General features: G+C 64.7%; 18 protein-coding genes. 9 read left to right on the top strand and 9 right to left on the bottom strand.

The genetic code is table 11. The annotated features are described in order from the left end of the window. Window positions 1–54: 54 nt before the first annotated feature. The gene (locus V5279_RS40655) at window positions 55–2,931 is read left to right on the top strand and encodes an EAL domain-containing protein (RefSeq protein WP_029079800.1); all 2,877 of its coding nucleotides are present in this window, start codon (window positions 55–57) and stop codon (window positions 2,929–2,931) included. 114 nt (window positions 2,932–3,045) lie between these two features. Here V5279_RS40655 and V5279_RS40660 read toward each other — a convergent pair whose 3' ends face one another. Then, window positions 3,046–3,324 carry a DUF7662 domain-containing protein gene (locus V5279_RS40660; protein WP_165129260.1) on the bottom strand — a complete coding sequence of 93 codons (279 nt, stop codon included), beginning with the start codon at window positions 3,322–3,324 and terminating at the stop codon, window positions 3,046–3,048. Window positions 3,325–3,446: 122 nt separating this feature from the next. On the opposite strand from V5279_RS40660, the gene V5279_RS40665 reads away from it, so the two are divergent. Continuing rightward, window positions 3,447–4,940: a sensor domain-containing diguanylate cyclase gene (locus V5279_RS40665; protein WP_338692417.1), complete on the top strand. Its 1,494-nt coding sequence runs from the start codon at window positions 3,447–3,449 to the stop codon at window positions 4,938–4,940. Between the two features lie 916 nt (window positions 4,941–5,856). Here the strand turns inward: V5279_RS40665 and V5279_RS40670 are convergent. From V5279_RS40670 to V5279_RS40680, 3 genes are all read right to left on the bottom strand, one after another. Continuing rightward, window positions 5,857–6,216 carry a hypothetical protein gene (locus V5279_RS40670; protein WP_338692418.1) on the bottom strand — a complete coding sequence of 120 codons (360 nt, stop codon included), beginning with the start codon at window positions 6,214–6,216 and terminating at the stop codon, window positions 5,857–5,859. Between the two features lie 204 nt (window positions 6,217–6,420). Beyond that, window positions 6,421–7,077, bottom strand: a complete 657-nt coding sequence (locus V5279_RS40675) for a haloacid dehalogenase type II (RefSeq protein WP_338692419.1) — start codon at window positions 7,075–7,077, stop codon at window positions 6,421–6,423. A gap of 81 nt (window positions 7,078–7,158) precedes the next feature. Continuing rightward, window positions 7,159–7,761: a CGNR zinc finger domain-containing protein gene (locus tag V5279_RS40680; protein ID WP_338701668.1), complete on the bottom strand. Its 603-nt coding sequence runs from the start codon at window positions 7,759–7,761 to the stop codon at window positions 7,159–7,161. A gap of 159 nt (window positions 7,762–7,920) precedes the next feature. On the opposite strand from V5279_RS40680, the gene V5279_RS40685 reads away from it, so the two are divergent. From V5279_RS40685 to V5279_RS40700, 4 genes are read left to right on the top strand one after another with little or no spacing between them, the layout of a single operon-like run. After that, the gene (locus V5279_RS40685) at window positions 7,921–8,616 is read left to right on the top strand and encodes an alpha/beta hydrolase (RefSeq protein WP_338692420.1); all 696 of its coding nucleotides are present in this window, start codon (window positions 7,921–7,923) and stop codon (window positions 8,614–8,616) included. 31 nt (window positions 8,617–8,647) lie between these two features. Next, complete coding sequence (locus tag V5279_RS40690) at window positions 8,648–9,247, top strand: TMEM175 family protein (protein ID WP_338692421.1); 600 nt, start codon at window positions 8,648–8,650, stop codon at window positions 9,245–9,247. 34 nt (window positions 9,248–9,281) lie between these two features. After that, complete coding sequence (locus V5279_RS40695) at window positions 9,282–10,136, top strand: alpha/beta hydrolase (RefSeq protein WP_338692422.1); 855 nt, start codon at window positions 9,282–9,284, stop codon at window positions 10,134–10,136. Window positions 10,137–10,169: 33 nt separating this feature from the next. Continuing rightward, the gene (locus tag V5279_RS40700; RefSeq protein WP_338692423.1) at window positions 10,170–10,940 is read left to right on the top strand and encodes an SDR family oxidoreductase; all 771 of its coding nucleotides are present in this window, start codon (window positions 10,170–10,172) and stop codon (window positions 10,938–10,940) included. Between the two features lie 110 nt (window positions 10,941–11,050). Here V5279_RS40700 and V5279_RS40705 read toward each other — a convergent pair whose 3' ends face one another. After that, window positions 11,051–11,677, bottom strand: a complete 627-nt coding sequence (locus tag V5279_RS40705) for an OmpA family protein (protein ID WP_338692424.1) — start codon at window positions 11,675–11,677, stop codon at window positions 11,051–11,053. Between the two features lie 9 nt (window positions 11,678–11,686). On the opposite strand from V5279_RS40705, the gene V5279_RS40710 reads away from it, so the two are divergent. Together V5279_RS40710 and V5279_RS40715 are read left to right on the top strand one after the other, a co-directional pair. Then, on the top strand, window positions 11,687–11,941 hold the full coding sequence (locus V5279_RS40710; protein WP_338692425.1) for a hypothetical protein: 255 nt from the start codon (window positions 11,687–11,689) through the stop codon (window positions 11,939–11,941). 131 nt (window positions 11,942–12,072) lie between these two features. Beyond that, on the top strand, window positions 12,073–13,002 hold the full coding sequence (locus V5279_RS40715) for a helix-turn-helix domain-containing protein (protein WP_338692426.1): 930 nt from the start codon (window positions 12,073–12,075) through the stop codon (window positions 13,000–13,002). A gap of 66 nt (window positions 13,003–13,068) precedes the next feature. Here V5279_RS40715 and V5279_RS40720 read toward each other — a convergent pair whose 3' ends face one another. Then, window positions 13,069–14,373, bottom strand: coding sequence for a sorbosone dehydrogenase family protein (locus V5279_RS40720; protein ID WP_338692427.1), 1,305 nt, complete (start codon window positions 14,371–14,373; stop codon window positions 13,069–13,071). A 457-nt stretch (window positions 14,374–14,830) separates the two neighbouring features. On the opposite strand from V5279_RS40720, the gene V5279_RS40725 reads away from it, so the two are divergent. After that, the gene (locus V5279_RS40725) at window positions 14,831–15,112 is read left to right on the top strand and encodes a hypothetical protein (protein ID WP_338692428.1); all 282 of its coding nucleotides are present in this window, start codon (window positions 14,831–14,833) and stop codon (window positions 15,110–15,112) included. A gap of 150 nt (window positions 15,113–15,262) precedes the next feature. Here V5279_RS40725 and V5279_RS40730 read toward each other — a convergent pair whose 3' ends face one another. The 3 genes from V5279_RS40730 to V5279_RS40740 form a co-directional block, all read right to left on the bottom strand. Continuing rightward, the gene (locus tag V5279_RS40730) at window positions 15,263–15,940 is read right to left on the bottom strand and encodes a Crp/Fnr family transcriptional regulator (protein WP_029079813.1); all 678 of its coding nucleotides are present in this window, start codon (window positions 15,938–15,940) and stop codon (window positions 15,263–15,265) included. A gap of 207 nt (window positions 15,941–16,147) precedes the next feature. Continuing rightward, window positions 16,148–16,531, bottom strand: a complete 384-nt coding sequence (locus V5279_RS40735; protein ID WP_029079814.1) for a hypothetical protein — start codon at window positions 16,529–16,531, stop codon at window positions 16,148–16,150. A 560-nt stretch (window positions 16,532–17,091) separates the two neighbouring features. Next, a complete protein-coding gene (locus V5279_RS40740) occupies window positions 17,092–18,360 on the bottom strand; it encodes a serine hydrolase domain-containing protein (RefSeq protein ID WP_338692429.1) in 1,269 nt (422 codons plus the stop codon). Window positions 18,361–18,395: the final 35 nt, after the last annotated feature.

Genomic DNA, 18,395 nt, shown 5'->3' on the forward strand with positions numbered 1-18,395 from the left:
ACCGCCGGGCCGGTCGCCGGGCCCGGTCAGTTTGTCGATCGCGGAGTACTGACATTGCGTCTGATCAGGTGCCTTGCGCTGCTCGCGCTGGGCCTCATGATGTTTGCTGCTGCGCCTGACGCGTACGCGATCGACGCGGTCAGCGTGCGCAGCGACGCGCCGGCGATCGACCTAACCGCGGTTCTCGACCATCAACGCAGTGAAACCGACCGCATCCAGGTCTCCACTGCACCTGGAACCGACGGCATCGTGCGCCGCATCGAGGTTCGCGCCCGCGAAGGCGGCCAGAACTGGGTGGTGTTCGCGCTCGCCAACAACACCGACGACCAGCTCGATCGTCTGATTGTCGCGCCGCACTATCGCATCGTGTCGTCCGGATTGTTGTGGCCCGACCTCGGCCTGTCGCGCATCGCCACCATCACGCCGTCGGTCGGCGATCGCCCCGAACGGCAGGAGAGCCCGACCGCCGACGTGTTCCGCATCACGCTCGATCCCGGCGCTGTCGTCACCTATGTCGCGGAACTTCGCACCGACAAGCTGCCGCAGCTCTATCTGTGGGAACCCGACGCTTACAAGGACAAGGTCAACTCGTTCACGCTGTACCAGGGCATCGTGATCGGCATCTCGGGCCTGCTCGCGCTCGTGCTCACGATCTTGTTTGTGGTCAAGGGCAGCATCATGTTCCCGGCCGCCGCGGCGCTGGCCTGGGCGGTGCTCGTCTATATTGGCGTCGATTTCGGCTTCTGGGGCAAGGTGCTCGACATGTCGAACAACGCCGAGCGCGTCTGGCGCGCGGCGGGCGAGGCGATCCTCGCGGCGACATTGCTCGTGTTCCTGTTCGCCTATTTGAATCTTAGTCGCTGGCATGTGCGCTACTCGCACATCACGATCGGCTGGCTGCTCTTCCTCGGCTCGCTGGTGGCGCTGGCGCTGTTCGATCCCGCGGTCGCCTCCGGCATCGCGCGGATGTCGCTGGTGATGATCGCCTTCGCCGGCTTCGCGCTGATCGTCTATCTCTCGACCCACGGCTTCGACCGCGCGGTGCTCTTGATCCCGACCTGGTTCCTGCTGGTGGTCTGGGTGGTCGCAGCCGGCATGACGGTCGCGGGCTCCGTCACCAACGACATCGTCGGCCCGGCGCTGCTCGGCGGCCTGGTGCTGATCGTGATGCTGATCGGATTTACGGTGATGCAGCACGCCTTCGCCGGCGGCGGCGCCACCACCGGCGTGGTCTCCGACGTCGAGCGCCGCGCGTTGGCGCTGACCGGCTCCGGCGATCTGATCTGGGACTGGGACGTCTCCGCCGACAAGGTGTTCACCAGCCCGGAGACCGAAGCCTTGCTGGGCCTGAAGCGCGGCACGCTGGAAGGCCCGGCCGCGAAATGGCTCGAAGTACTGCACCCGCTCGACCAGGACCGCTTCCGCGCCGCGCTCGACAGCGTGCTCGACCAGCGCCGCGGCCGCCTGGTGCAGGATTTCCGGCTGCGCACGCCCGACGGTCACTTCATGTGGTTCGCGCTGAAGGCGCGGCCGGTGGTCGGCTCCGACGGCGAGGTCTCGCGCGTGGTCGGCACGCTGACCGACGTCACCGAGTTCAAGAACTCCGAAGAGCGGATGCTGCACGACTCCGTGCATGACAATCTGACCGGCCTGCCGAACCGCCGGCTGTTCATGGACCGGCTCGGCGCGGTGGCGAACCTCGCCAAGACCATGCCGAACCTGCGGCCGACCTTGATGGTGATCGACCTCGACCGCTTCAAGCAGGTCAACGATTCCGTCGGGATTGCGGTCGGCGATTCCATCCTGCTGACGCTGGCGCGGCGGCTGACCCGCATCCTCAAGCCGCAGGACACGCTGGCGCGGATGGCCGGCGACCAGTTCGGCCTGATCCTGCTGTCGGAGCAGGACCCGGCGCGGATCACCAATTTCGCCGAGACCATCCGCAAGACCATCCGCGCGCCGATCGCGTTCAACGACCGCGAGATCTTCCTGACCGCCTCGATCGGACTTGCGCTGTCCGATCCGGCCGCGCCGCTCTCGGACGAGATCATCAAGGACGCTGAGCTTGCGATGTATCACTCCAAGCGGATCGGCGGCGACCGCATCGACGTCTACAAGCCGGCGATGCGGGCGCGGAAGACCGACCGCCTGACGCTCGAGAGCGACCTGCGCCGCGCCATCGAGCGCCAGGAGCTCACGATCCTGTACCAGCCGATCGTGCGGCTCGAGGATCGCGCGATCGCGGGCTTCGAGGCGCTGGTGCGCTGGGACCATCCCAAGCTCGGCCGGATGTCGCCGTCGGAATTCATCAATGTCGCCGAGGAGACCGGCCTGATCGTCGACCTCGGCATGTTCGTGATGGACCAGACCGCGCGCCAGCTCGCAGTGTGGCAGCGCGCGATGCGGGCGCGCGAGCCGATCTTCGCGTCGGTCAACGTGTCGTCGCGGCAATTGCTGCGCCACGACCTGATCCACGATATCCGCACCGTGCTGTCGCGCTCCTCGGTGGCGCGCGGCACGCTGAAGCTGGAGCTGACGGAATCGCTTGTGATGGAGAACCCGGAGCACGCCGCCCAGATGCTGGCGCGGATCCGCGAGCTCGGCACCGGGCTGTCGCTCGACGATTTCGGCACCGGCCACTCCTCGCTGTCCTATTTGCAGCGCTTCCCGTTCGACACCATCAAGATCGACCAGTCCTTCGTCCGCACCACGAGCCGCGGCACCCGCCCGGTGATCCTGAAATCGATCATCGCGCTGGCGCACGATCTCGGCATGGAGGTGGTCGCGGAAGGCGCCGAGACGGATTCCGATGCCGTCGAGCTCTACCAGCTCGGCTGCGAATACGCCCAGGGCTTTGCCTTCGGCGAGCCGATGGACGCCGACGCCGCCACGCGGCTGCTCACCGAGGAACGGCTGGAAGCCGCGAGCTAGATCTTGTCGTCCCGGCCTCGTGCGCAACTGCGCACGGGGAGCCGGGACCCATACGCCGCGGCCCGTCCATGACGCGCTGGGGCCAGTTGCCTTCGTGACAACAACGCCCTGTGGTTATGGGTCCCGGCGTTCGCCGGGACGACGATTGGACATTTTCTTGAACCTGACGCTCTTGCCGTCGGCCTGGCGCGTGGCGATGTAGCCGGCGTCGAGACAGGCTTCGCGCTGCGGCATCTTCTCCTGCGGGCTGCGCAGGGTTTCCCACCACGACGCCCGGTGCGCGGCGCGCGGCAGCGCCGCATCGATGATCGCCTCGATCTCCTCGAAGGTCAGCACGAATTCGGGTAGATGCTGCTTCTTCAGATAATCCCGCAGCGCGTCGTAGTCGTTCACAACGTCCTCGATGACAAAAAACCAGGTTTCGGCAACCACCCGTTAACCCATTCGGCGGCCGCTGTCGCCATTTAAGGCGACAACAAGATTTCCCGTTGCATGACCGAGCTTTGGAGCGGGTCATGCCATTTCGACGGGGAAACGACGCAAGGCGGCGGTGGCGGCTATCGGCAAAGCTGCTGATCGCCGCGTCGGTTGCGACCGTCCTCGGCTTCTCCGCTGTCTGCGCCGGCGTGATGTTCGACATGCGCCGCGGCGAGGAGCAACTGGCCCGCCAGACCCTGGAGAACTTTGCGTCAGGCATCGAGGCCGACATCAGCCGCAACATCGAGCTCTATGACTTGTCGCTGCGCGCGGTCGCCAGCAATCTTGAGATGCCGGAGATCCGCAATGTCAGCAAGGAACTGCGCCAGCTGATCCTGTTCGATCACGCCGCGACCGCAAAGCATTTCGGCGCGATCCAGGTGTTCGACAGCAAGGGCGACCTGACCATCGACGCGGCGAGCCTCGACCCGCGGCCGGAGAACCGCAGCGACGAGGAATATTTCACGGTCCAGCGCGACCACCCCGACACCGGGCTGTATATCAGCCGGCCGATGCTGCATCGCGGCGCCTACGCCATCGTGCTGAGCCGGCGCATCGTCGGCGAGGACGGCCGCTTTCTCGGCGTCGTGGTCGGCTCGATCCGCTTCAGCTATTTCGACGATATGTTCGGCCGGCTCAACCTCGCGCCCGGCGATACCATCACCGTGCTGCGCAACGACCGCACCATCATCATGCGGACGCCGTTCGATCTCGACGTGATCGGCAAGAACCTTGCGGAGCAACTGGACTGGAAGGCCGAGAATCTGAAGGGGGGCGGCGCCTACTCCGGCAAGGGTCCGGTCGACGACACGCCGCGGCTCTATGTCAGGCGCAGCAGCTCGGGCCCGCTCTACGTCGTGGTCGGCAAGCCGCTCGAAGCCGTCTTCAACCTCTGGCGAACCGAGGCGATCCGGATCGGCGCGATCATGGCGTTTCTGGTCCTGTTCGCGCTCAGCGCGACGCTGGTGCTGGCCCGCGAGATCGTCCGCCGCGCCGATGCCGAGGACAAACTCGAGGAGCTGGCGACGACCGACGCCCTCACCGGCCTGAATAACCGGCGCAAGTTCGACACCGAGATCGAGCGCGAGTGGCGCCGGGCGAGCCGGCACGGCCAGCCGGTCGCGTTGTTGATGATCGATGCCGATCATTTCAAGGCCTATAACGACACCTATGGACACCAGGCCGGCGACCAGGTGCTGGTCGGGATTGCGATCTGCATCTCGGATGCGGCGCGCCGCGCCGGCGATTGCCCGGCGCGCTTCGGCGGCGAGGAATTTGCCGTGCTGCTGCCCAGCACCACCCCGCTCGAGGCCTTCAATCTGGCCGAGACCATCCGCGCCAAGGTGCAGCAATGGTGCGAGGGCGAGGTCATCACGACGGTGAGCATCGGCGTCGCCAGCATGCGCCCGAATGCAGGCCAGCAATGGTCCGACCTGATCGAAGCCGCCGACAAGGCGCTCTACGCCGCCAAAGCCAACGGCCGCAACCAGTCGGTGCTGGCGACCGCGCCGAAGATTGCGCTGGTGGCGTAGGGCACAACTCTCGCCGTGTCGTCGTCCCTGCGAAGACTATCAGAGCCGTCATCCTGAGGTGCGAGCGGAGCGAGCCTCGAAGGATGCACGGCCCGGCTGGTGGCCGTCGATCCTTCGAGGCTCGCCCAGCGGCGCAAGCGCGCTGGAAGGCTCGCACCTCAGGATGACGGTGATGGACATGCGCATGATCCCTCACCGCATCGCTCGTCCAGGGATAGCTGCTCGTAACTCCGCCCCATCGCAACACCTCCTCAAGGAAGTGTTGCACTTCGTTTGTGAACTCAGGGGACCCATAACCACAGGATTGAGTCGTCGAAACGAGCTGTGGCCCCAGCATAGCGCGAGTAACTGCCATTCGTGGTTATGGGTCCCGGGTCGCGCTGCGCTTGCCCGGGACGACATCGAGTTTGTTGCACGGCTGTGAGTCATACATCCGCATTCTCGCGACATCATTTGTCCGAGCACAGCGTCGTAGTCGACGCGGATCAAAAGGGTCTGGCCGGACGAGCCCGACGAGAGCGATGGCAGGTTACGGCTTCGCCTAACCCGCCTTGCAAGACTGATTGCCTTCGGCGCCGGCTATTTGCCCCACGCGGCCTTCCTGATCCGCCCCTTGCCGCCGCACTTCTTGCACGGCTCCGGATAGATCTTCCGTCCCGGCTCGCTCGGTTGCTTCACGTCCGGAAAGCCCGTCCCGTTACACGCGTCACACTTCTCTTCATCGGAAACAAGGTGCTTCACCATCCAACGCCCCGGATTTAAAAAATCCGGAAGCCCGCGGCCGCGGACCTCCGCCACCGTTCGGATACGAACGGCGGCGAGACATGGTTTCAGCGTGCATGGCTGCCCTGCGCGGCAACGCAGGTGGGAACGACAACGGGACGATCGCCGTTGTCAGCCGCTTTTCCACGCTCCGTTACTTCCCCTTGAGCGCCTTCTCGTGGCTCTCGAGCGCTGCGGCCATCAGCTTGGGCAATTGCGCGGCGTAGACCTCGATGAAGGTGGCATCGCCGCAGGCCTCCGGATCGCGCCCGGCCTGCTCGGCGATGCGGGCGGCCTTGGCCTCGCATTTGGCGAACATGTGCCAGAACCAATCCGTGCTCTTGCCGAGCGCCGGCCTGTGCTTCTTGATGACGGCGGCGCCGACCGCGCTCATCGCGTTGACGACGCCGGCGCCCAGCGTGCTGATGGCCCGCGCGTTAAGGATATCCTCGCGCGATTGCGCGGTGGTGTTGGTCGCGGTCGCTCGTCCGGTTGTTCGTGCCTTGGCCGGCATGCTCTGAGCTCCTTGTCGATCCCTTTGGCGCGGCAAGCATCGGCCGCGGAAGTTGAGGAAGGCTCAAGGGGCATGGTTGAAAAGCGCTATGGATTTCATTCCGGTTTTATGCGCTTCCGAGTGATCGGCCTGGAGGGGTTTTTGACCGTCCCTCCAGCGCTCGATCCGTCAGGGGCCGTTACCCTTTCGCGCCGTAACGGCGGATCAGCTGGTTGGCGACATCGTTGAGATCGTCACCCACGACCTGCGGCTGCGGGCCGACGCCGAGCACATCATTGCCGGGCGCCTGATCAGCGCAGCCTCCCAACCGGCGGCCACCGCGCCGAGCGTGTCCCAGGTGTGGCATGCGATCAGGCAGAACTCCGAAGGCTTTGCCCCAAGCTCCCGCTCGACATAACCATAGGCCTGCCGCGACGGCTTGTGATGCTTGACGCCATCGGCCGAAAAGCGCCGCTCGAACAAATCGACGATGCCGCCATGCGTCAGCTGACGGGTCTGCACCTCCAAAAGATTGTCGGTCAGCGTGAACAGGCGGAAGCCTGCGGCGCGCAGCTTGCGCAGCGCCGCCGGCACTTCGGCATGCGGCGGCATGGTGGAGAATTTCTCCGTCAGTTCCTTCTTGTCGGACTCGTCGATCCTGATGCCGCGCGTATCCGCCAGCATCTTCATGACCGCGGCGCCGATGTCGGTGAAGGGCACGTAGCAGCCCGCCACGGTGAGCGAGGCCGAATACATGATGAAGTTCGCGAACCACAGCCACATCGCGCTCTTGTCGTTGAAGATGCGCGCGAACACCGGCTCCATGGTCTCGAGGTCGAGCAGGGTTTCGTTAACGTCGAACACGATCAGGGGAAGTGCCATTTGGTTGGTCTCCTGTTTTTTGTTTTGAGCATGATCTCTTCGGAAAACCGCTGCACACTTTTCCGGATCATGCTCTGGTTCTCAGCCCCTGTCCTTGATCCGGCTGCGATGCGCGGCCTGCTTGGCGCGATTGCCGCAGATCGCCATGCTGCACCAGCGGCGCGCACGCGCCCGCGTGTGATCGGCGAACATCAGCGTGCAGGCCGGGCCCTCGCAGGCCTTGATGTCGGAAAAGCTCTCCTCGCAGACGACCCTGGCCATCGCCTCGCCGATCGGCAGCAGCAACGACTCCGCCGAGCGCCAGCGCCGCGTCCGCTCCAGCGCGAAACCGTCGTGCTCGTCGTAGTGATGCGGCACGATGCGGCTGAACGCCTGATCGCTTTCGAGCAGCCGGTTCAGCGGCTCCAACTCCTTGAGCGCCCGCGGCGTCAGCGGCCGGCCCATATGCTTGCGGACGAAGCCGCGGAACCATTCGCGCAGATCGCGGGCCTGACCGGCGACGTCGTCGAGCTCACCCGCGGTCGCGCGTGCGCCGAGCTCATCGAGCACATCTGACGGCACCAGTTTCGCCTGCGCCAGCCAGCGCAACAGGCCGTCGCCATCAGCGATCCAGTCCACCGGCGTATCGACCGGGGTCGCGATCGAATTGATGAAATCGAGCCCCAGGCTATCGGCGATGAACATCGCGGGCGGATGGGATTGCACGGTGACGCCCTCCTGGCGGCTTTTCGACCTCGCCGCAAATAACCTGATTAATGCCTATTGACAAGTTACGAACATTGGACCACAAGCGACGTAACCTGTCAAATAGCATTTAGACGGTTATTGCATCAGGAGCGAACAATGTCGAGCAAGGATGTCAGCGTGGTGCTCGCCCATGGCGCGTGGGCCGACGGTTCAAGCTGGGCGCGGGTGATCACGGCGCTGGATGCCGAAGGCATCACTGCGGTGGCGACGCCGCTGCCGCTGACTTCGCTTGCAGACGACGTCGCCGCGCTGAACCGCACGCTCGACCGCGTCGAGGGACCGATCGTGTTGGCCGGCCACGCCTATGCCGGCGCTGTCATTGCCGAGACCCGTTCGCCGCGCGTCAAGGCGCTGGTCTATGTCGCGGCGCTGGCGCCGGACGAGGGCGAGACCGTCGCCGATGTGTTTTATCGCGCACCGCCGCATCCGTTCGCGCCAAAACTTGCACCCGACGCCAACGGCCTGATCTGGCTGCCGGAGTCCGCCTTCGCGTCGGCCTTCGCGCAGGGCGCGCGCGCCGAGGAGCTCGCGGTGCTGGCGGCGGTGCAGCGGCCGATCTCGCCGGCCTGCATCACCGTTCCGGTCGGCCGTCCGCGGTGGAAGGACATCCCGAGTTGGTTCCTGGTCGCCGAGGACGACCGGATGATCGCGCCGGAGACACAGCGCAGCACGGCGGTTCGGATGAAGGCTGTGGTGCGTTCACATCCCGTCGATCACACGCCGATCGTCACCGCGCCAAAACTGGTCGCCGACATCATCCAGGAAGCCATCCGCAGCGTTACAGAGCACTGACCTCTTTTCACGATTGGACAGGAGCACTGCCATGCAGGAGAAGCCTCTATCAGCCGATCGGCTCGGCGCGTTTTCCGATGCGGTGATCGCCGTCATCATCACGGTGATGGTGCTGGAACTGAAGCCGCCGGAGGGCTCGCGGTTTGCCGACCTGCTGCCGCTGTGGCCGACCGCAATCAGCTACGCGGCGAGCTACCTGTTCATCGCCGTGATCTGGGTCAATCATCACCATCTGCTGCATCTGGTGCGGCAGCCGACGCCGCGGCTGATCTGGCTGAATTTCGTCCATCTGTTCGCGGTCTCGCTGCTGCCCTTCGCTACCGCTTGGGTCGCGCAGTCGAAAATGGCCGCGGCGCCAGTGGTGGTCTATGCGGTGATCTTCCTCGTGATCGACCTCGCCTATCTCGCCTTCGAGCGCGCGGTGCTGGCGCAGGCGGACCAGACCATGATTTCCCAGCAGCTGCGGACATGGACGCAGCGCCGCACGCTGCTGGCGCTGCTGGTGTTCGCGGCCGGCGCCGCCATCGCACCCTTCATGCCGCTGCTCGGCTTCGCCACCGTGTGCTGCGCGCTGCTGCTTTACCTCAGGCCCGAGGCGATCAGCGGGCTTGTGACGCAGATCAAATCCTGACCCCACCCCACATCACGACCACAAGGAGTGACAGATGTCCGAGATCAAATATCGCACGGCCGATGTCGACGGCTTCAAGGTGTTCTATCGCGAGGCCGGATCGCCCGGCGCGCCAAAGCTGCTGCTGCTGCACGGCTTCCCGAGCGCGGGCCACATGTTCCGCGATCTGATCCCGCAGCTTGCGGATAAATTCCACATCGTGGCGCCGGATCTGCCCGGCTTCGGCCGGTCGGACATGCCGGCGCGCGACAAGTTCGCCTACACCTTCGACAACATCGCCGCCGTGATCGACCGCTTCACCGAGGTGATCGGCTTCGACCGCTACGCGGTCTATGTGTTCGACTATGGCGCGCCGACCGGCTTCCGCCTTGCGCTCAAGCATCCGGACCGGATCACCGCCATCATCTCGCAGAACGGCAACGCCTATGAGGAGGGCCTGAGCGACGGCTGGACGCCGATCAAGGCCTATTGGCAGGATCCCTCGCCGGCGAACCGCGATGCGCTGCGCGCGTTCCTGGCGCCGGACACCACGCGCTGGCAGTACACCCACGGCACATCGGACCCGGAGGCGGTGTCGCCTGACGGACAGAACCTCGACAATTACTACATGGCGCGGCCCGGCGCTCACGACGTGCAGCTCGATTTGTTCGGCGACTACAAGAGCAATGTCGCGCTCTACCCGGCCTTCCAGAATTACTTCCGCACCCATCAGCCGCCGTTCCTCGCGGTGTGGGGCAAGAACGATCCATTCTTCCTGCCGCCGGGCGCCGAAGCCTTCAAGCGCGACAATCCGCGCGCGGTGGTGCGCTTCTTCGACACCGGCCATTTCGCGCTGGAAACGCATGCCGCCGAGATCGCGCTGAGCATCCGCGAATTCCTGAGCCGCTGACATCACGGGCGCCGATCACCAGGGAATATGCACATGACCGAATCCGTCGCTATCGTGACCGGCGCAAGCTCCGGCATCGGACGCGCCACCGCGCTGCGGCTCGCCCGGGATTTTTCCGCCATCGCGCTCGTCGCGCGCAGCGGCGAGAAGCTGCGAGAGGCCGGCCGGGAGATCGAAGCCGGCGGCGCCACGCCGCTGGCGCTCGATCTCGACCTCGCCACGCCTGATGCCGCCGACGCCGTCGTCAAGGCCACGCTGGATCGCTTCGGCCGCCTCGACGCGCTGGTCAATGTCGCGGGCTCCGTGCCCGGTATCGATTTGCTGGAGATGACCGATCAGCAATGGGATTCGGGGCTCGCGCTCAAATTCCACGGCGCCAGGCGGCTGACGATCCGCGCCTGGGATGCGCTGAAAGCGTCGCAAGGCGCCGTGGTCTTCACGTCAGGCAATGCCGCCGTGCTGCCGCGCGCCGGCGCGGCCGCGGTCGGCACGATCAATGCGGCGATCGAGGCATTGGCAAAAGCGTTCGCCGAACGCGGCATCGACGACGGCGTGCAGGTGAATTGCGTATCGCCCGGCGCCATCATGACCGGACGCCGCCTTGCGATGCTGGAGAAGACCGCGGCGGCCAGGCAGGTCGACGTCGAGACGGCGAAGGCAGGCTTCCTCAGGCAGGCCGGCATCAAGCGGTTCGGCACGGCAGAGGAGATCGCCGACCTCATCGCGTTCGCCGTGTCACCGCCGGCGCGCTGGATGACCGGCACGGTGCTGCGCATGGATGGCGGCGAGATCAGGACCGTGTGAGGCCGCACTGACGCCACTTACGCCTCGTCACACACCCAATCACGTTGCCGACATCGTGGCCAACCGTCGAGGCCGAGCGCGACGCCCGACCGGGCCGCAGTCGTTCACAATTACAGCTTTACCAATTCGACACGGCGGTTGCGGGCGCGGCCGTCCTCGCTGGTGTTGTCGGCGACGGGCTTGTCCTGGCCGAAACCTGCTGCAGTCAAACGCGCCGGCGCGGCTCCGGATAGCACCAGCGCCGCGACGACCGACTTGGCCCGCGCAACCGACAGCGCCTGGTTCGATCTGGCGTCACCGGTGTTGTCGGTGTGGCCCTCGACGCGCAACTTCAGATCGGGATGGCTTTTCAAGAGCGCTGCGATCTGCGCAACGATGGCTTGCGACTCTGGCCGGATCGTCGACTTGGCGGTGACGAAATTGATCTGCAGCGCGACGTGGCCGGCGGCGTCGAGCGCGCTGGCCATGGCGTCGGCGGTGGTCACCTGCTGGGACAATTCCCCCTTGTCGACGTAGATGATCTGGTAGTTGGCGCCGCCGTTGGTGTCGAGTTCGGCCCATTGCTCCTTTCCGCCCTGGACGCGCCGCGCGGTCAGGCCGGCATCGTGGCGGTTCTCGACAATTTCCCAGCCGCTCTGCTGCATGATGGCCTGGTAGTTGCGAATCACTGCCAGCGCCGAAGGCGCCTTGTGTCCGTCGGACAACGCATAGGCAATCCGGGCCTTACGCCCCTCCACGGCGGTTTCATGGTCCGAGCCCTCTGCGAACACGAACCGGTCGAAATCCGTGCGCTCGCAATCATTGATATAAAAGCCCGGCATGCGAGAGAAATTGGTGTCGCTGCAACCGACCGTATCCGGCTCGGCACGCGCGATCGTGCAGAGGACGACGAACAGAGAAGCGGCAACAAAGGTTCGGCGGGGCGCAAGGAGCGGCAGATCGGAAAAGAGAACGGGACATGCGTTGGTTCGCTGGCTCAGGATGAAGACAGCGCAGGCTAGAATCGGCACGGAAAAGCACCAAGGCATGCAGCGTACCGCTTGCGGGCGTTGCGTGCACAATTTCATTTGTCACACCGACGGGTTGATGCCACGTTCGCTGCGATCTGCGGTGATCAAGCGGGGCGAGCGTGATGACAAAATCGGTGCAATGCGTGAGCGTGGCCGGGCCCCGAGGTCTGGCGATCTGGCGCGAGCAGATCTACGAACAATTCCGTCAGGTCGAGTTGGCGCGGCCGGTTTCGGGCCAGGGGTTTCGCGCTCGCCTACGCATCGATGCGGCTTCAACGGTGCAGACTTGCCGCGTGGCAGGCAGCAGCCAGGCGGTGCGGCGGCCGGCGCGCGCCTGTGGGCACGAATTCGGGATCATGAAGGTCGTCCGGGGCAACACTCGCCTCGAGCAAGGTGGCGTTGTCAGCGAACTCGGCCCCTCCGACATCGTGCTGTTCGATAACAGCCGTCCGTACACCCTGGACATGTCATCAAGCTTCGAACATGCGCTTTTGCTGGTGGATCGAAAGGCTTGGGCGCCTGAGATCGCCGAAATCGAGACCCAGCCGCTGGGCAGGCTGCCGGACACCGCGGCCGCGCGTATTCTTGCAGGGATGCTCGAGACCATGGTACGGCTCGCGCCGGCGATGGATGCCGACGAGTTCGAACGCGTCGCACTGCCGCTGACGCAACTCGCCGCCGCAAGCCTCGACCGGCGCTCGACGGAATCTCCGACCCGCAGCCAGATCAGCGCCGCGCTGTTCAAGCGGATTTGCGGCGATATCCGCGCGCGACTGGCAGATCCCGATCTGGCCCCAGGTGAGCTAGCCCGCCGCCATGGCGTTTCGTTGCGCTATCTTCACAAGCTGTTCGCGCAGCATGGGCTGAGCGTCATGCAGTTCGTCCGCAACCAGCGCCTTGCGCAATGTGCGTCCGAATTGCGCGCTTGCGCCGGCCGGCCGCATGTCGGCCTGATCGCCGCGCGCTGGGGTTTTAACGACGACGCCACCTTTCGCCGCGCGTTCCGGGCACGCTATGGCATCAATCCCACTGCGTTCGCGAACCGGACCTGAGCAGGACAAGCAGGGCCGCAGCCGAAATTGGCCGCGGACCCATGCGAAAGGAGGCTGGCGACGGTCCTATCGTTCCGCCGTCACGCGCCAGATCACGTTGCCGACGTCGTCGGCCACCAGCAGCGAGCCGTCGGGACCGAGCGCGACGCCGACCGGGCGGCCGTATGACACCTTCTCGTCGGGCGCGAGGAAACCCGACAGGATGTCGCGCGCGGGCCCCGAGGGACGGCCGTTGGTGAACGGCACGAACACCACCTTGTAGCCAGACAGCGTCGAGCGATTCCACGAGCCGTGCTGGCCGATCACCATGCCATCGGGGAAACCGGGCAGCGTGCCCGCGGGCATCCAGCACAGGCCAAGCGAAGCGGTGTGGCCGCCGAGCGCGTAGTCCGGCTGGACCGCCTTGGCGACCATCGCCGGATCCTGCGGCACGCGATCGTCCACCGTCTGACCCCAGTAGCAATAGGGCCAGCCGTAAAAGCCGCCGTCGCGCACCGAGGTCAGATAGTCCGGCGGCGTCTCGTCACCGATGCCGTCGCGCTCGTTGACGACGGTCCACAGCACATTCGTCGTCGGCTCCCACGCGATCCCGACCGGATTGCGCAGGCCGCCGGCGAAGATCCGGCTGGTGCCGGCGACGAGATCGAGCTCGTAGATCGCGGCACGGCCTTGCTCGACCTCCATGCCGTTCTCGGCGATGTTGCTGAGCGAGCCGACGCCGGCATAGAGCTTCTTGCCGTCGGCGCTCGGCATCAGGCTGCGCGTCCAATGCCCGTCGGGCTTGAAGGTGAGGAGCTTGCGTCCCTCTGCCGTGATGCGGTCCGCACCCGCGGTGTAGGGAAAGGCGACCACGCCGTCGGTGTTGCCGACATAGAAGGTGTCGCCGATCAGGGCCATGCCGAACGGCTGGCGCAGTCCTTCCATGAAGGCGCCACGGCTTTCGGCAACACCGTCGCCGTCACGGTCACGCAGCAGCGTGATGCGGTTGGCGCTGACGCCGAGCGCGGCGGCGCGGCGCATCGTCGCTTGCATCGCATAGTGGAACACGCTGCGCGGGGTGCCGGCGATCTGCGTCGCCTCGGCGATCAGCACGTCGCCATTGGGCAGCACATTGATCCAGCGCGGATGATCGAGCCCGGCTGCAAAGGCGTTAACCTTGAGCCCGGTCGCAGCGGTCGGAAGCTGGCCCTTGTCCCAGCCGCGTGCCGTCGGCATCTTCAGCGTCGGGATCGCGCCCTGCGACTTCGCCGCCGGAATCTGCGGCGCGCTGCCCCAGGCGGGCGCCGGCTCGGCGCCCTGCATCCGCCGCCACGCCACGGCCCCCGCACCGATCGCCGCGACGACGCGGGCAAAAACTCCTGACGTGCTCATGAACTTCCTCCGTACTTGTGCCGTGTTATTTCGCCTTGCTGGCCGGCTGCGACCGGCAAGAGCATTGGCATAATGCCGGCCCTGATGACAGTAGTTATACGATCTTCGCAGCCGCCCTCGAATCGAGGAAACTGTCCACACGCTCCCTTGTCAGAGCGTTTTCCTCCCTGAGACCTTGCCCGCCGCAGTGGCGGGCTTCCTTTTGCGGAACGCCCCGCTTTTTCGAAGCACGGCTGCGCGGCCCGGCCGTGGACCGTTATAGCCAGGAGGGCATAGCGGACCAGCGCGGGATGCATACTGCTGCGCAGAGACGTGCGTACCGGTCCTTCAGGGTCCAAGCCCCCTCACCAAAATCTGATCCCACCCTCGTGCAGCTTCACCTTCATGGGGTGCATGGCAGATCAGGAACGCTGCTCCATGCCGGTCGTTGGTCGGGACACCAGCAAGGAGAGTCTGAATGCAACGGAAGACCAAGATACTGACCCTGGCCGTGGCGTCCCTGATTGCAACGACAGCAGGTGCGTTCGCGCAGGGCTATTATCCGTATGGGAGCCCCGATGCGAGATACTACGGCGGTCCGCGCTACGAGACCGTTCAACCGCATGTGATGTACCAACCGGCGCAACCGGGCCGGTACGGCGCGATGAACGGCAACCATCCGGCGCCGAGTTCGACCCAGGGCGACGTTGGTCCTGAAGGGAACAACAACGGCACGCTGACCGGCGTCTACCGGCAGTAGTAGTCTACGCAAGATTGAAGGCCCATCGCTCGGCCTGAGCGATGGGCCTTTTTGCTGTTCCTCACTCGGCCGCCTGGACATGCACGGGCGCCTGCGCCTCCAGCGCGGAAGAACTGCGTGCTGCAGGCGCCGTTCAAGGCCGCGCGGCGGTCAGTCTTTCCGGTCTATCTCGGGCTTGTCGCGCAGAACAGCGTTCAGAAGCGAGCTGTGAACTTCGATCTTTCCGTTGTAGCTGATGAAGCCGAGCTTGCGGAATTTGTTCATGAAGAAGCTAACCCTTGAACGGGTCGCACCGATCATTTCGGCCAGCGTTTCCTGGCTGATCTCGACGTCAATGGGCTGCGCGCTGGTTTCCTTGCCGAAATTTGCCAACAGGAGCAGCAGGCGCGCCAAGCGCTTCTCGCTGGAATTGAAAAGTTGGTCGATCAGGTCTTCTTCCATTCGGCTATTGCGCGCGAGCAGATAGGTCATGAACAACTGAGAGAACATCGGCTTGGCTTCGAGCGTTGAAATCATCGCCGTCTTCGATATTCGCGTGATGACGCAGTCCTCCATTGCCGTGGTCGTGGCAATCCGCAATGGATGACCGTTGAGGCAGCCCTCACCAAAGAATTGTCCCGGCTCCAGGATCCCGACCACGGCTTCCTTACCTTGGTCAGAAACGACTGTGAGTTTGACCTTTCCTTCTTGAATGTAGAATACCGCGTCCGCGACATCTCCCTGCGCGAATACGTTCTGGCCTTTGCCAAAGCTGGAAATCGATTTTCCGGCCCCAACCTTGGCCAGGAAGGTTTTGGGATCAAACAAGTCCTTCGCGGGCTTAACCAAAACGGCACTCTCGTTCGCTGGGCGTTAGCATGCTGTCATGCTACCAAGATTCTGCAGGATGTTCATCCGTTGAAAGGCGCGCGCAGCGGGAAATTGGCGTCAAAACGACGCGCTTGACCACCGTTGCAAGAGCCACAGCGCGAGATGCGGGCATGTCGAGAAGTTGCGCGTCTTTGCGCGGATTTCACCCTGTCGCGGGTTGCCTGATTAGCCGCGGCGCTCCGCGGCCTTGCCGCTGCCGAGCGATTCGGCACAGGCCCTTGCGACTGCCGAATTTGGCTCAGTGCTTCCCGGCATCGTGGCCCAACCGCCTTTTTCGACAAACCTGCTCTGGTCGAATGAATAAGTCGCCTTCTTCATTTCGGCCAGGTTCGCCGAGGCATCGGCAGCTTGTCGGAACCTGTCAACGCAGATGGGTGTGAGAGCTGCGACCACGGCCGTCGCAGCACGGTTGCTCGCGAGGGTCTCGGCCGACCCGCCCGTCACCCAGCCCCCCCAGCTGAACCCCACGATCGCCAGAGCAATTGCTCCGCCTGCAGCGCCCCATAACGCGGGCCGCATGGCAGCTTTTGTTTCCTTGGAGATTTCCATGATCTTCATCCTGACCTAGAGGTTTGGGACAGTTCGTGAGACCAAGACACGTCGATTGATCGGTGTCTGTACCAAATTGCTCATTCGGGCGCGGATGGACCTTCGGGGATGGCCTGGTGTACCGGTTGTTTGTGCCCGCGTGCTCCTGAGCTGCGCGGTCGCTGTCGCGATTCCTCCACCGCGCAGTTGGGTACGAGCGGTGCGCCCAAATAGTCGGTTCCGTGTTCCTTTTTCGACAGACAGGGAGAGCCATCGCCGATCTATTCCACACATTGCACGACTTGAAATATATTACCGATCAGCCCGGCCCTCGCGGCTGGGCTTTTCGCTTGAGGTCGCCCGTTCCGATCAAACGGCGGAATGACACCGGCGTCCCGGCAAAGCGAGAGAGCCTCCCTACGGCGGTTTCGAGCGCAGAGGTGCCCGGTTCGCGTGAAGAAAACACGTCAAACCAAAAACCGCCTGGGATTCAATCAGAACCGCCAATCGAGGCCCATCGCTCAGTCCGAGCGATGGGCCTCGATGCCTTGCTGAAAGAGATCTCACACTGCGGTCACGGTTCACTTCACCATCGCGCCGTAGACGATGTCCTGCACGTTCTCACGATAATATTTGCGCAGCTCGCCGGGCGCTGCGGTTCCCACCACCACGACGAGGCGTTCCTTCGGATCGCAGAAGAACTGCGTGCCGTTGGCACCGTTCCAGGTGAACTCGCCGGGATTGCCCGGCACCGACGACAGGCCCTCGCTGGTCCGCACCGCGACCGACAGCCCGAAGCCGAAACCGCCGCGATGCGGCTCGACGGCGGCGACGTTGTTCTTGATCTCGGGCCCGAGATGGTTCGAGGTCATGTGATGCACCGTCTTGGGGCTGAGGATGCGCTGGCCGTCGAGCTCGCCGCCGTTGAGCAGCATCTGTCCGAAGCGGAGATAGTCGCCGACGGTGGCGAACGAGCAGGCGCCGCCGCAGTCGAACTTGATCGGCGCGTCGAGCACCCTGATCGATTGCGGCTTGCCGGTAAGCGGATCGTTGGCAAACGGCCGCGCCAGCCGCGCGCGCTGGGCGTCGGTCAGATGGAACGTCGCATCCTTCATGGCGAGCGGCGTCCACACATTGGCCTTGAGATAGTCGCCGAGCCGCTCGCCCGAGATTTTCTCGACCACGGCGCCGAGCACGTCGATCGAGAAGCCGTATTCGAACTCGGTACCGGGCTGATGCACCAGAGGCAGCTTGGTGATGCGGTCGATGAAGGCCACCGTGTCGCCCTCGACCGCCGGCGCGGTGCCTTCGGGATAGAGCCGCGCCAGCGCGCTCGAACTGTCGGGCCGGCCGCCGTACATCAGGCCGGAGGTGTGGCGATAGAGATCATGGATCAGAATCGGCCGGGCCTGCGGCTCCATCTTGAGCGAGCCGTCTTCCTGGGGCACGCCGACCTTCATGTCGGCAAACGCCGGATAGTACTCGGCGACCTTCGACTGCAGCGGCAGCCGGCCCTGCTCCATCAGCGTCAGGCCGGCGACCGCCGCCATCGGCTTGGTCATCGATGCCAGCGCGAACACCGCATCGATCGGCATCGGCGTGCCCTTCACAGGATCGAGCTGACCATACGCCTTGTAATGAACGAGCTTGCCGTCGCGCGCGATCGCCACCACAGCGCCGGGCACCCGCTTGGCCGCGATCTCGCGCGCGAAGAAATCGTCGAGCCGTGCCAGCCCCGCTTTCGAGAACCCGGCCTGGTCGGGCTTTATCTCGGGCAGCGGCGCGGCGTGGGCGATGTTGAAAGCAAGACTCGTTGCGGCGACAGCCGCGGCGATAACGGTTTTTCTCATTGTTTCCTCACCGGGGACTGCGGGCGATTGTTATT

Source organism: Bradyrhizobium sp. 26S5 (assembly GCF_036923295.1).
Taxonomy (GTDB): domain Bacteria; phylum Pseudomonadota; class Alphaproteobacteria; order Rhizobiales; family Xanthobacteraceae; genus Bradyrhizobium; species Bradyrhizobium septentrionale.